Consider the following 14249-nt stretch of genomic DNA (forward strand, 5'->3'; position numbering starts at 1 on the left):
TGAGAGAAATCCCGACACTCATTTGCAATCTTTGCAGGTTATTTTTTATTTTTTCTAGCATCTTCGAGTTTTTTATTTCCAGTTATTGTCTATTTATTGAAATATTGGCACTATTTTTTTGCACTCAATGACGATTGTTTACCATTGATTAGCAAAGTGTTTTTTATAAAAAGGAGATTATTTATATGGATAAGAAAATAGTATCAACATTTATAACATCAATTTTTTTTGCTTTGGGACTTGGTATGTCATCTATTGCTTGTGCAAACGAGAATATATCGATAAACACTGCAACAACGATCCCCATTGAACGTGTAACGTCAAACTCAGAACAAAAAATACGAACGGCCTCTGAGGATAAAATTGATTTAAATAAAGCGTCAATTGATGAGTTAATAACTTTACGAGGGATAGGCAAAGCAAAAGCTCAAGCAATTATTGATTATCGCGAAAAGTTAGGAAATTTTACTTCAGTAGATCAATTAGAAAAAGTCTTTGGTATCAGCTCAAAGTTGATTGAGCAAAACCGAGATTTTTTAATGATTAGCGAATAGTATCCGTATTTACTGATCTACTAATTGGTAATTATTCATCTGATATTAATTATTTTTGCATAATATATTGATCTAATTTACGTGTTCCTTTATTTGACTTTGATATAAGGAACACAATTTTTGAGTATAATATGTTTATATCTTATGGAAGAATAAAATAATTGCTATTGGTTGTGACTTACCCTAAATTTTGACTGTATTTATTTTATTGCACATAGCTTTATCACAATAAAGTATATGATTATAATCAAGAGGTAATAAAGTATTATGAGTACATTAATTAAAGTTTATGGATTTCATCTTGATATTTTTGAACACGTTAATAATGCTCGTTATCTTGAGTTTTTAGAGCAAGCTCGATGGGATTGGATAGAGCAACATTTAGATTTTTCTTGGTTTAAGCGCAATGGCGTAGCACTTGTAGTCGCTAACATCAATATTAATTATCGAACACCAGCAAATCTAGGCGATGAATTAATTGTTGATTGCAATGTGGCCGAAATTGGTGTCAAAAGCGGTGTACTTTCTCAAAAAATAGTACGAAAAAAAGATGGTGTTCTCATTTCAGATGCTTTAGTCACCTTTGTTTTAATTGATATTAATACGAAAAAAGCTTTAATGCTAACAGATCAATTAAGAGAAAAACTAGAGTATGTACGACAATCATCAGAATAAATAAAATATAACCGTCTTTAGCAGAATTAGTAATTTAATACAGTGATGGTGAAAAAAACATTATCACTGTATTAAAAAGTTATTAACTATTAATAAAATTAAGCACAATAACTTTATATTGATTACTTATCTTTTATTTTAAACCTACTTTTTCTTTCATACTTTTTAATATGCTGTCTTTATTTTGTAAATAAGTCATCAAACCGCGCTGTCTTAAATGGCAAGCCGCACATTCGCCACATCCATCACCTTGAATACCGTTATAACAAGTTAAAGTATTATGGCGAATAAAATCCAACCTGTGGAAGTAATCTGCTAATGCCCAAGTTTGTGCCTTATCTAACCACATTAAAGGAGTGATAAATTTAATATCACGAGCAATACCTAAAGAAACGGCATGATTTAATGCTTTAACAAACTCATCTCGACAGTCGGGATAGCCAGAGAAATCTGTTTCACAAACACCAGTAATTACACTTTCAGCACCAATTTGGTAAGCATAAATAGCGGCTAAAGTAAGAAAAAGAATGTTTCTTCCAGGTACGAAAGTACTTGGAATACTACTTTCTTCACTTTCTTTAAAATCAGGTACCGGAATGTTGTCACGCGTTAAGCTACTAATGGCAAGCTCGTTTAATAAACTAACATCTAATACTTTATGAGCTACAACACCAAGCAATTGACTTACTTTTTGTGCTACCTCAATTTCTTCTTTATGACGTTGCCCATAATTGAAAGTGATGCAATAAACTTCATCGTATTGTTCTATTGCTTGAATAAGACAAGTTGTTGAATCTTGTCCACCACTAAAGACAACGACGGTTTTTTTCATCAGAATACTCCTGAATATTGAGTTTTTATAAGGATTAATACGCACAAAGTAGCCAATATTATGGCAATTTATTACCGATTTTTCAGCAGATGATTATTCTTATAGTAAAGGGGTAGGTTATCATTAGTTTTTGTAGGGGCATATTGTGAAGGAGTATCTATGTTAGATAAGATTGACCGGAAATTATTGGCGCTATTACAGGAAGATTCTAGCCTCTCACTTAATACACTGGCAGAGGCGGTTAATCTAACCTCAACACCTTGCTGGAAAAGATTGAAAAGACTTGAGGACGAAGGTTATATCCGTAAGCGTGTTGCATTGCTCGATAGTGAAAAAATTGGGCTAGGTCTGACAGTTATTGTTATGATAAGAACGCAGCAACATAATAGCGAATGGTACGAACAATTTGTTTCATTTGTTAAGCAGATGCCAGAAGTACTGACATTCTATCGAATGGCGGGTGAGTGTGATTATCTAATGCATGTTGAAGTTGTAGACATGAAAAGTTACGACCTATTTTATAAACGTATGGTTAATGGTGTGCCGGGTCTTATTGATGTAACTTCTAACTTTGCAATGGAAAAAATTAAATACACAACGGCAATGCCGATACCTGATTAAGGTTCATCTTCTACCAACTGGCAATTTTATTTTTGATATAACCTTAGGATCTTAAGGCGTGGCTCTATTTTCACAGCTCAGTTGGTATTTTCTTAGTGAATGGCGTCGCTATGTCGGTGCTATTTTCCTATTGATGGTTATCGCGGTCTTACAAGTCATTCCACCGAAAATTGTGGGAATAATTGTAGATGGTGTCGATAATCATACTTTATCCCTTCAACAAGTCATTTATTGGATTGGTGTAATGGTGCTTATTGCCATTGGCGTCTATCTATTACGCTATTTTTGGCGTTTGTGGCTTTTTGGCGCATCCTACCAATTAGCGGTGAAATTGCGTATGCAAATTTATCGCCAACTTAGTCAGCAATCTTCCTCTTTTTATCAGCGCTATCGCACGGGTGATTTAATCGCACGTACAACGAATGATGTTGATAAAGTGGTTTTTGCCGCCGGTGAAGGGGTATTAACACTCGTCGATTCTATGGTGATGGGATTAGCGGTTTTAGTTATGATGAGTGTTCAACTCAGCTGGGAACTGACTTTAATTTCATTATTACCTATGCCTTTAATGGCTATTTTAATTAAACGTTATGGGGATAAATTACATAGCCGCTTTAAAACGGCACAAGCCTTGTTTTCTTCATTAAATAATCAAGCACAAGAAAGTTTGAGTAGTATTCGGATGATCAAATCATTTGGTCTAGAGCAACAACATGCCTGTCGATTTGATGAGATAGCAAAAGAAACCGGACAGCAAAATATGCGTGTTGCAAGGGTCGATGCGCTATTTGATCCGACTATTTTTATGGCGATAGGTTTTGCTAATTTATTGGCAGTCGCAGGTGGTAGTTATTTAGTTCTCAATGGCAACATGACATTGGGTGAATTAACCAGCTTTGTTATGTATTTAGGACAAATGATTTGGCCAATGCTTGCTCTAGCTTGGATGTTTAATATTGTTGAGCGTGGTAGTGCTGCTTATAGCCGAATTAATGCATTATTAAATGAAAAAAACGATATGCTTGATGGCGAGCAGTCACCTCTACCAGGGCGTGGTGTACTAAGTGTTGATATAAAGCATTTTCATTATCCAGAACAACATACTGATGTATTGAAAAATATTCATTTCACTCTATCGCCTGGCGAAATGTTGGGTGTTTGTGGTATGACAGGTTCGGGGAAAAGTACATTATTTACTTTGATACAGCGCCTTTATGATATCAACGAAGGTGAAATTTGTTTTCAATCAGTGCCGATTTATCAATTAAAACTTGATGAGTGGCGTGCACGTTTAGCCGTTGTTAATCAAACGCCATTTTTATTCTCTGATACTATCGCCGGAAACATCGCTCTTGGTCGCCCAAATGCTTCTAAAGATGAAATAGAAGCAGTTGCTAAACTCGCTAATATTCATGATGATATTTTACGTTTGCCAGAAGGCTATCAAACTCAAGTTGGTGAAAAAGGGGTTATGTTATCAGGAGGGCAAAAACAGCGTATTTCTATTGCAAGAGCCTTGTTGCTGGATGCGGAAATTTTATTGCTGGATGATGCATTATCTGCGGTTGATGGACAAACTGAACACCAAATCCTACAAAATTTATCTCAATGGCGCAAAGACAGGACATTAATTATCAGTGCGCATCGCTTATCTGCCTTAGTTGGGGCAACAAATATCTTGGTATTAAAACAAGGTGAAGTAATAGAACAAGGAACACACCAGAAGCTTATTTCTGTGCCAGGTTGGTATCAAGATATGTATCATTATCAGCAGTTAGAGGCAGCGCTAGATGACGATGAATAAAAATAAGTCTGTTAAGGCGCTACTACCTGCATTAAAACGTCTGCTTGTTTATGGCAAAGCTTATCGCAAGCCGATGACATTAGGTGTCGTTATGTTATGGATAGCGGCTATTGCTGAAGTAGGTGGACCATTAATTGTTGGTTATTTTATTGATGCAAAAGTTGCTAAGAATAATGTTGAGTTGATGCCAGCATTAGGGCTTGGGTTAGCCTTTATTTTATTACAAATTACAGCGGCATTACTGCATTATTATCAAGCAATAGCATTTAACAAAGCCGCTGTTGGTGTGGTGCAACAATTGCGAACCGATGTAATGAGTGCAGCATTAAAGCAGCCATTAAGTGCGTTTGATAACCAACCCGTTGGTCAGCTAATTTCTCGAGTAACAAATGATACAGAAACCATAAAAGATCTCTTCGTCAACGTATTACCCACACTATTTAGAGCCATTGCTTTAGTTGTTGTTATGCTCATTGCTATGTTTCTATTAGAGTGGCGTATGGCATTAATTGCAATGGCAATATTCCCTGCGGTAATTGCTGTCATGATGCTCTATCAGCGCTTAAGTACACCTATTGTACGTAATGTGCGTCATTTTCTTGCAAATATTAATGATGGCTTCCATGAAGTCATTAATGGCATGTCTGTTATTCAACAATTTAGGCAACAAGCACGCTTTGGCGAAAGAATGTCAAATGATAGCTGGCAGCATTATCAATCACGGATGAAAGCGTTAAAACTCGATGGACTCTTATTACGCCCACTGCTTAGTATGTTATCAGCATTGGTTCTGTGTGGTTTATTGATGCTGTTTGGTTACCAAGGTAGTGCTGTTATTGGTGTAGGGGTAATTTATGCTTTTATTAGCTATCTTGGCAGATTAAATGAGCCATTAATTACTTTAACCTCGCAGCAATCTATTTTGCAGCAAGCGGTTGTTTCGGGGGAGCGCGTTTTTGAGTTGATGGATGCACCTTTGCAACAATATGGTTCATCACAAAAATTAATACGCCAAGGGCATATCACTGTTGATAATCTTTGGTTTGCTTATCGTGATGAACAATGGGTATTAAAAGCGATTAATATTGATATTCCTGCTCGCCATTTTGTTGCTTTTGTTGGCCACACTGGTAGCGGCAAAAGTACATTAGCAAGCTTACTTATGGGAAATTATCCTTGGCAAAAAGGAAATATCTATTTAGATGAACAACCTTTAGAAAGCTATTCTCACCATTCATTACGCGATGGTATTGCTATGGTGCAACAAGACCCAGTTTTATTGTCAGGTTCACTCTATGAAAATATCACTTTAGGGCGAGAAACCAATGAAACTCATGTGTGGCAGGTTTTAGAAACTGTACAGCTTGCACAATGGGCTAAACAGTTACCTGAAGAATTACAAACTCCATTGGGTGAGCAAGGTAGCCGTTTATCTGCGGGTCAAAAGCAGCTGCTTGCATTAGCAAGAGTGTTATTAATACCACCACGTATTCTTATTTTGGATGAAGCAACCGCAAATATAGACTCAGGTACAGAGCTATCGATCCAAAAAGCACTCAAAGTAATTAGAGAAAAAACAACGTTAATTGTCATTGCTCATCGACTTTCCACTATTACTGAAGCTGACGAAATAGTGGTGCTTCATCGTGGTGTGGTAGTAGAAAAAGGCAAACACAACCAATTACTTTCACAAAAAGGTCGTTACTATAATATGTATCAACTTCAACAGGTTGGTGAATCACTTCAAGCTAAATCACCAGTAAAAACGGAGTTTTAATAACGATTTTTTATTAAACTTATAATCAAAAATACGAATTTAAAAGGACATATCTAGATATGTCCTTTTTTGTTGCCCTTATTTTTAGCTAACCATTAAAAACAAAGGTAATTATTGCACTAAATTGGTGAAATATATTAACTGTTTATTTAAATGATATGTTTTTTTCTTTAAATATCATTAGGTTAAATTGTGGCATATCTCTTGCTCTATAACTTTTGTTCTTTCTTAAGTTATCGAGGGCTATATGAAATATATCATCGCAATTATTAAACCATTTAAATTAGAAGATGTTAGAGAATCTCTTTGTGCATTAGGAGTTCAAGGAATGACAATAAGTGAAGTTAAAGGATATGGGCGGCAAAAAGGACATTCAGAGCTATATAGAGGTGCTGAATATGAGGTCAATTTTCTACCTAAAGTAAAAATTGAGCTCGCAATTAGTGATGAATTATTAGAGCCCGTTACACAAGCACTAACCCATACCGCTGATACTGGAAAAGTAGGGGATGGCAAAGTATTTATCTTTGAACTTGCTCAAGCTATCCGCATTCGTACCGGAGAGTCTGGTGATGAAGCTCTTTAAGGAGATAACAATGAAACGCCAATTCATTTATTCATTAATGTTAGTGCTTACATACTTTTCTGCGCCAGCTTTTGCAGCAGACACCATTGTTGTTGATAAAGCAGATAATGGGTTTATGTTAATTTGTGCAGCATTAGTCTTTTTTATGACGATCCCTGGCATTGCATTGTTTTATGGCGGATTATTACGCAGTAAAAATGTATTGTCATTAATGACGCAAGTGATGCTGATTTTTAGTGTAGTTATTATTTTATGGGTTATTTTTGGTTACAGCCTCGCCTTTACAGCAGGAAATAAAATTTGGGGTGGGTGGTCACTAACTTTTTTAAGTTCTCTTTCTCTTAATGACTTGTCTGGCTCTATTAATCAATATGTTCACGTTGTTTTTCAAGGCTCTTTCGCAGTGATTACTCTTTCACTGATTGTGGGGGCTTTGGGAGAGCGGATCCGTTTTTCGGCGTTACTTATTTTTACCATTATTTGGTTTACGTTTTCTTATATTCCTATTGCTCATATGGTGTGGGGAGACGGTGGATGGCTAATTGATGATGGGGCATTAGATTTTGCTGGTGGCACTGTTGTCCATATTAATGCAGCCGTTGCAGCACTTGTTGGTGCTTACTTACTTGGAAATAGAAGCGATTACAAGAAAATGGCTTTAAAACCACATAATTTACCTATGGTATTTACAGGAACAGCGGTGCTTTATATTGGTTGGTTTGGTTTTAATGCGGGCTCTGCGGGCAGTGCCAATGCTATCGCAGCACTTGCTTTTCTTAATACTGTTGTTGCTACTGCGGGCGCTGTACTTTCTTGGACGCTATCAGAGTGGTTAGTACGAGGAAAACCGTCGATGTTAGGAAGCTGTTCTGGTTGTATTGCGGGGCTAGTCGCAATTACTCCAGCAGCAGGTACGGTTGGCCCAATGGGGGCATTAGTTATCGGTATTATAGGTGGAATCATTGGGCTTTGGGGCGTTGTAGTATTAAAGCAATGGCTAAAAGCTGATGATGTTTGTGATGTTTTTGGTATTCATGGAACATGTGGTGTTGTTGGATGTTTATTAACGGGTATCTTTACATCATCATATTTAGGCGGTGTTGGGTATAGTGATGAGATGACACTAAGTAAACAACTTTTAGTACAATTAGTTAGTGTCGTGATTACTATTTTTTGGTCTGGTGTGGTCGCTTATATTAGCTTTAAAATTGCAGATAAACTGGTTGGTTTGCGAGTTTCACAAGAAGAAGAGTGTGATGGATTAGATTTAACCACACATGGTGAAAGAGCATACCAGGATTAATCGTCTATTCCCCCTCAATAGAGGGGGGAATATTTAATATGGCATAATTACTTGGTATTTTTAGTCCGTTTTTGGCGAATGACCCCTTCTTGTACTGAAGATGCAACCAACTGACCATTAGTATTAAATATTTTTCCTCTGACAAACCCTCGGCCACCAGATGCCGATGGGCTTTCAACAACATAAAGTAGCCAGTCATCAACACGGAATGGGCGATGAAACCACATCGAATGGTCAATCGTTGCCACTTGCAGATTTTGATCCATAAACCCTAAACCATAGGGTTGAAGTGCTGTTGGTAAAAAATCAAAATCAGAAACATAGCCTAATAAATACTGGTGTAAAAAAGGATCTGATGGCATTTTTCCTCTGCTACGATACCAAACGTAACGTTCTGCAGGGGCTTTAGAGTAACCAAATGGGCTGAAGTATTGTACAGGGCGCGCTTCAAATGGGGTTTCTCTTAATGCTAAGGTTCTTATGGGTTCTGGTAATTTAGGTGCTAACTTTCTGAGAATTTCATCTTGTGGCATAAGCTCATTAGGTAAAGGGACATCAGGCATAGCATCTTGGTGCTCAAAACCCTCTTCAAATTCTTGAAATGAAACCGTCATATAAAAAATAGGTTTACCATGCTGGATCGCACTTACTCTACGTGTGCTAAATGAGCCACCATCGCGAATATATTCAACATCATAAACGATGGGTTTATGGCTATCACCAGGGCGTAAAAAATAGCTGTGAAAAGAATTAATATAGCGATTATTAGCAATGGTTTGTTTTGCTGCATAAAGTGCTTGGCCGACAACTTGCCCACCAAATACTTGAGGTAATCCTAAATCTTCACTTTGGCCTCGAAATAGGCCTTCTTCTATTTTTTCAAGCTCCATCAATTTGATAAGATCTTTTAATGCTTGGCTCATAGTTTACCTATACCATCAGAGAGATTATTTTTTATAAGAGGGATTATATACAATTCAAGGTAGGATAAAAAAATAATCTACGATTTGATTTAGTGCTGTTATGCATCCCCGTTCAAATAAGTTCTAGTTATCAACTTTCATTTAATCATATAAAGATAGATAGAAATTTATGATGGCTAAGATTAACAGCAACGAATAAACAATAGATATGCCTAAATTGGATAATTAATCATCACTCAGGCGCACTTCCCTTGCTATTTGGCTGAGTTTAAAAGATAATGCGTGACGTCTTAGCAATAAGACAATCTATGGGGTCTTGTTGGTTCTCCCGCAACACTAACTTGTTAACTCGGTCAGGTCCGGAAGGAAGCAGCCATGACAGGTATCGTGTGTGCCGGGATGTCGCTGGCAAGGCCCCACCCAATTTATAGCCTTCCTGTTTTTTCCTCACCTTAATCACTTATTTTTAATGTTTAAGTTTAATTACTTTATTAGTCAATTTATTGTATTTTTACACCGAAGCAGAATAAAGTAGAGACGATAAAGATTAGCTCAAATTATTTTGAGATTTTATCTTATGTGGTGATATGAGTGATGATTATTTAATAACATCGTTATTTAGTAACAATATTATTCAGTCATGCCGCAATAAGTACACGGCATGATGGTGCGTAATCATTCTATTTATAAGAAAAGATGAATAAAACGATACCTAAAATAAGAACTATTAACCCTATTGCTATAAATAAAAGATAGCAAAATTAAAAATAGAGCAAATTATATAACTAGATACTATCTTACAAACTTCCAAACAGAAGCTGGGATCTTGTCATAAAGTTTATTCATGGTAAGTTCAGCTAAACGATGATCGGCGGCTGAATAGAACAGTTCTAGTTCATCATCAGATAATTCATATTTTTTTTTTCAATCACGCGCTCTAATGTTTCAATGGAAGTGCATTTTCGTAAGCGCATTAGATAGTCAGTTTTAGTCATGTTGTCTTTTCTCTATTATTTCAATTAAAACTAAAGGTAATTAAATTTACTTAATATAACTTTTAGGATTTTTAGCAATTAGAGTTAAAAGTGAGTGATTTAACTCTTTCCAATTATTGAGTTCTGAGTAAGAAATAGATGGATTACCAAATAAACTATATGTCTCTTCAAGGTACTCTTCAATTAGAGTATTGATTGCGAGTTTATCTGGGTGTTTTATCTTAAATTTCCAGCTAAAGGCCATAATGTGTTCAATTAGAACGTTTAGGTCTACGCTTTTTGTGCTACTCAGATCATTGTTCCAAACTGTTGTACCTTTATCTAATGAGCTTAAAGCTTGCTGCTGGAGCTCTTCACATAAAAACGACAATTCAGCTAAATCTACTTTTTCTGGTGAATATTCGTCCATAATATTGTTAACTGAATTAATAGCTGCACTCTTATTAAAGGTAAATACTTATAGTGTAAAATATTAATGATACTTATCACATAATTCATTAATTAATTAATAAAAAATCTCAAATAAGAGGGGAACTTTAATATTTATATTTATTATTTCTAACAAAGTAATAGCATAATTAAAGGCATTATTTAAATACTGATATACATTGTATACAAGTCGAAAAATTATGCGATAAAAATGCTTCTTTGCTTAATATAGCACTATTATGGCATAAGTCACTATCTTAACGGTAGAATTTTGTCTATTTTCGTAAAAGTTAAATGAGGTAAACGAAGATTATACTTACCTAACACCATGATTAACTTTGATTTTATTAATTAATCTTATTTAAGAGTCAAAATAAGGTATATTCTTTGCTGTTATTTATAAATAACAGGGATAAGTTTAATATTGACAAAAAGTCATATATAAGAAAAAGGATAAAATGTTTTTATTGATTAAGAAGGTATTTAAAAAAGAAACGAGAATATAGATCCTAGTTTAAATGCCTTCTATTAGTTAGGTCGTTAGGAAAAGAAAAAGACCGCTCAAGGCGGCCTTTTATTAACAAGAGTAAAAGTATTAATGTGGATTACTAGGATGCTCTAAATCTTCGTTTTTCTTAGAAAATCTTCTACGAATGACAACGAAGAACACAGGAACAAAGTAAATAGCAAGAGATGTTGCAGCAATCATACCGCCAAATACACCTGTACCTACCGAGTTCTGTGCACCAGAACCTGCACCATTACTCAATACTAGAGGAATAACCCCTAACATAAAGGCTAAAGATGTCATTAGAATTGGACGTAAACGCATTCTTACTGAGTCTAACGTTGCTTCTATCAATCCTTTACCTTCTTTCTCCATTAAGTCTTTGGCGAATTCAACAATCAATATTGCGTTCTTCGCCGATAGCCCAATGGTTGTTAAGAGCCCAACTTTAAAGTAAACGTCGTTTTCAAGGCCTCTGACGCTGGTGAATAATAATGCACCAATCACCCCAAGAGGTACTACTAACATGACTGAGAATGGAATAGACCAACTCTCATACAGTGCAGCAAGACACAAGAAAACGACGATTAAGGAGATGGTATATAGTGCAGGAGCTTGGTTACCCGATAAGCGTTCCTGATAAGACATACCCGTCCATTCATAGCCGATACCACTCGGTAATTGGTTTGCTAAACTCTCCATCATTAACATCGCATCACCACTACTTTGACCTGGTGTTGCACTACCTTGAATTTGCACTGCAGGTAATCCGTTATAACGCTCTAAGCGCGGAGAACCATATAACCAAGGATCTTTACTTGTATCGATAAATGAAGAGAATGGCACCATTTGTCCCACATTATTGCGGACATATAAGTTAGCAATATCCTGCGGCAACATACGGAACTGAGATTCAGCTTGAACATACACTTTCTTCACACGACCGCGGTCGATAAAGTCGTTGACGTAAGTTCCACCAAACATAGTACCGAGTGTTGAATAGATATCGCTAATTGCAACACCTTGAGACTGTGCTTTTTCTAGGTCGATATAGAGACGATATTGTGAAGTATCTTCCTGACCATTAGGACGCACACCGGTGAGCATTTCAGGATGTTGAGCTGCTAATCCCAGTAATTGGTTACGAGCTGCCATTAGTTTTTCGTGACCTAAGTTAGCTTTATCGACTAATTCAAATTCGAAACCACCGGCAGAACCTAACTCAACAATTGCTGGAATATTAAAGGAGTAAATAAAGGCCTCTTTGATTTCCGAGAGCTTCATATTTGCCCGAGCAACTATCGCAGGCACTTTATCTTCGTTAGCTTTACGCTCATCCCAATCGTTTAATACAACGAATACCAGACCCATATTCTGTCCTTGACCACCAAAGCCGAAGCCGTTTACGGTAAAGACAGATTTAACGAGTTCTTTTTCATCTGTATTAAAATAGTCGTTAACTTTTTCTAAAATATCTTGTGTCTGTTCTTGAGTCGAACCTGCTGGTAACTGAACCATTGTCAGTAATACCCCTTGGTCTTCTTCTGGTAAGAACGAACTTGGTAAGCGGATAAACATCAGTGCCATACCAACGACTAATAAGACATACAGTAATAAGTAACGACCTGTACCACGTAAGGTACGAGAAACGCTGTCTGTATAATGATGACTACTTTTTTCAAAGGTACGGTTAAACCAACCAAAGAATCCAGTTTGAACACCATGACTGCCTTTTGGTATTGGTTTTAACATCGTCGCACACAGTGCTGGTGTTAAGATCAATGCAACGAAAACAGACAGTACCATCGCGGAAACGATAGTAATTGAGAACTGGCGATAAATAGCACCAGTAGAGCCACCAAAGAATGCCATTGGAATAAATACGGCAGAAAGCACTAGTGCAATACCAACTAATGCACTCTGGATTTGTCCCATCGACTTGCGGGTTGCTTCTTTAGGTGGCAGGCCTTCTTCTTGCATAACACGTTCGACGTTTTCTACCACAACGATGGCGTCATCCACCAGAAGTCCGATGGCAAGTACCATCGCAAACATCGTCAAGGTATTTATCGAATAACCAAACGCGGACAAGATAGCAAAAGTACCTAACAGTACGACTGGTACAGCAATGGTTGGGATCAATGTTGCACGGAAGTTCTGTAAGAACAAATACATAACCACGAACACCAACATGATTGCTTCAACAAGTGTTTTTACTACTTCGAAAATCGAGATTTTAACGAAAGGTGTTGTATCATAAGGATAAACAACCTCTAGCCCTGCTGGGAAAAAGGGTTCCATATCAGCTAAAGCAGCACGAACAGCAGTTGCTGTATCTAACGCATTCGCGCCTGTTGCTAATTTAATACCAATACCTGAAGCAGGTAAGCCATTAAAGCGAGCAACAGTACTGTAGCTTTCAGCGCCCATTTCAACGACACCAAGATCTTTCAATTTAACCTGTGAACCGTCTTGGTTGACTTTCATCAGGATATTAGAAAACTCTTCAGCATTGTTGAGTCGGGTTTGAGCAATAATTGAAACATTTAAACGTTGACCCGGTACCGGAGGTGTTCCCCCTAACTGGCCAGCGGCCACTTGGTTATTTTGTGCTTTAATTGCACTAATAACATCAAGTGTCGTCATATTGTATTTAACCAGTAAGTCTGGATCTAACCAAATACGCATAGCATATTGCGTACCAAACAACTGGGTTTCACCCACGCCAGTAACACGGCTTATTGGGTCTTTAATTGTTGCACCTACATAGTCGGCGATATCATCTTGTGACATTGAACCGTCATTTGAGATGAAACCTGCCACCATTAAGAATGAACTTGAGGATTTATCAACACTAACCCCTTGCTGTTGCACTTCCTGAGGTAAAAGAGGCATTGCCAGTTGCAGTTTATTCTGCACCTGTACTTGCGCAATATCAGGGTCAGTACCCGCATCAAAGGTCAGGGTGATGTTCATCATACCGGCTGAGTCACTGGTAGAAGACATATACACCATGTTATCGATACCGTTCATATTCTGTTCGATAACTTGGGTTACTGTATTCTGTACAGTGGTCGCATCAGCACCAGGATAGACCGCTGAGATCGAAATCGCAGGCGGTGCTATCGTTGGATATTGCGCAACGGGTAATTTGATGAGTGCCAGAAGACCTGCAAGCATGGCAATTATCGCAATTACCCATGCAAATATCGGTCTATCTATAAAAAACTTAGGCATGGATC

The 14249-nt window shown here is 37.0% G+C and carries 11 protein-coding genes, 1 other RNA gene and 1 pseudogene; 8 read left to right on the forward strand and 5 right to left on the reverse strand.

All coding sequences use genetic code 11. The annotated features are described in order from the left end of the window. Positions 1-185: 185 nt before the first annotated feature. Positions 186-554, forward strand: coding sequence for a ComEA family DNA-binding protein (locus M997_RS05215; protein ID WP_239994676.1), 369 nt, complete (start codon positions 186-188; stop codon positions 552-554). Positions 555-821: 267 nt separating this feature from the next. Further along, complete coding sequence (locus M997_RS05220) at positions 822-1229, forward strand: acyl-CoA thioesterase (protein ID WP_064719055.1); 408 nt, start codon at positions 822-824, stop codon at positions 1227-1229. Positions 1230-1362: 133 nt separating this feature from the next. Here M997_RS05220 and queC read toward each other — a convergent pair whose 3' ends face one another. After that, a complete protein-coding gene (queC, locus tag M997_RS05225; RefSeq protein WP_064719056.1) occupies positions 1363-2061 on the reverse strand; it encodes a 7-cyano-7-deazaguanine synthase QueC in 699 nt (232 codons plus the stop codon). A 159-nt stretch (positions 2062-2220) separates the two neighbouring features. On the opposite strand from queC, the gene M997_RS05230 reads away from it, so the two are divergent. The 5 genes from M997_RS05230 (at position 2221) to amtB (ending at position 8152) form a co-directional block, all read left to right on the forward strand. Next, a complete protein-coding gene (locus tag M997_RS05230) occupies positions 2221-2682 on the forward strand; it encodes an Lrp/AsnC family transcriptional regulator (protein ID WP_064719057.1) in 462 nt (153 codons plus the stop codon). 58 nt (positions 2683-2740) lie between these two features. After that, positions 2741-4486 carry a SmdA family multidrug ABC transporter permease/ATP-binding protein gene (locus tag M997_RS05235; protein ID WP_064719058.1) on the forward strand — a complete coding sequence of 582 codons (1746 nt, stop codon included), beginning with the start codon at positions 2741-2743 and terminating at the stop codon, positions 4484-4486. Beyond that, the gene (locus M997_RS05240; protein ID WP_064719059.1) at positions 4473-6263 is read left to right on the forward strand and encodes a SmdB family multidrug efflux ABC transporter permease/ATP-binding protein; all 1791 of its coding nucleotides are present in this window, start codon (positions 4473-4475) and stop codon (positions 6261-6263) included. The genes M997_RS05235 and M997_RS05240 overlap by 14 nt, the downstream gene beginning before the upstream one ends. A gap of 247 nt (positions 6264-6510) precedes the next feature. Continuing rightward, the gene (locus tag M997_RS05245) at positions 6511-6849 is read left to right on the forward strand and encodes a P-II family nitrogen regulator (protein ID WP_064719060.1); all 339 of its coding nucleotides are present in this window, start codon (positions 6511-6513) and stop codon (positions 6847-6849) included. Between the two features lie 10 nt (positions 6850-6859). Continuing rightward, positions 6860-8152: an ammonium transporter AmtB gene (amtB, locus tag M997_RS05250; protein WP_064719061.1), complete on the forward strand. Its 1293-nt coding sequence runs from the start codon at positions 6860-6862 to the stop codon at positions 8150-8152. Positions 8153-8199: 47 nt separating this feature from the next. Here amtB and tesB read toward each other — a convergent pair whose 3' ends face one another. Continuing rightward, complete coding sequence (gene tesB, locus M997_RS05255) at positions 8200-9075, reverse strand: acyl-CoA thioesterase II (RefSeq protein WP_064719062.1); 876 nt, start codon at positions 9073-9075, stop codon at positions 8200-8202. A 317-nt stretch (positions 9076-9392) separates the two neighbouring features. On the opposite strand from tesB, the gene ffs reads away from it, so the two are divergent. Then, an RNA gene (gene ffs, locus M997_RS05260) (signal recognition particle sRNA small type) lies at positions 9393-9489 on the forward strand. A 378-nt stretch (positions 9490-9867) separates the two neighbouring features. Here the strand turns inward: ffs and M997_RS17155 are convergent. The 3 genes and pseudogenes from M997_RS17155 to M997_RS05270 all read right to left on the reverse strand — a co-directional run bounded on the left by M997_RS17155 (position 9868) and on the right by M997_RS05270 (position 14244). Then, positions 9868-10070: pseudogene (locus tag M997_RS17155) on the reverse strand (HHA domain-containing protein). Positions 10071-10116: 46 nt separating this feature from the next. Further along, positions 10117-10479, reverse strand: a complete 363-nt coding sequence (gene tomB, locus M997_RS05265) for an Hha toxicity modulator TomB (RefSeq protein ID WP_064719063.1) — start codon at positions 10477-10479, stop codon at positions 10117-10119. Positions 10480-11094: 615 nt separating this feature from the next. After that, the gene (locus M997_RS05270) at positions 11095-14244 is read right to left on the reverse strand and encodes an efflux RND transporter permease subunit (RefSeq protein ID WP_064719064.1); all 3150 of its coding nucleotides are present in this window, start codon (positions 14242-14244) and stop codon (positions 11095-11097) included. Positions 14245-14249: the final 5 nt, after the last annotated feature.

This window comes from Proteus hauseri ATCC 700826, assembly GCF_001654965.1.
In the GTDB taxonomy this organism is placed as follows: domain Bacteria; phylum Pseudomonadota; class Gammaproteobacteria; order Enterobacterales; family Enterobacteriaceae; genus Proteus; species Proteus hauseri.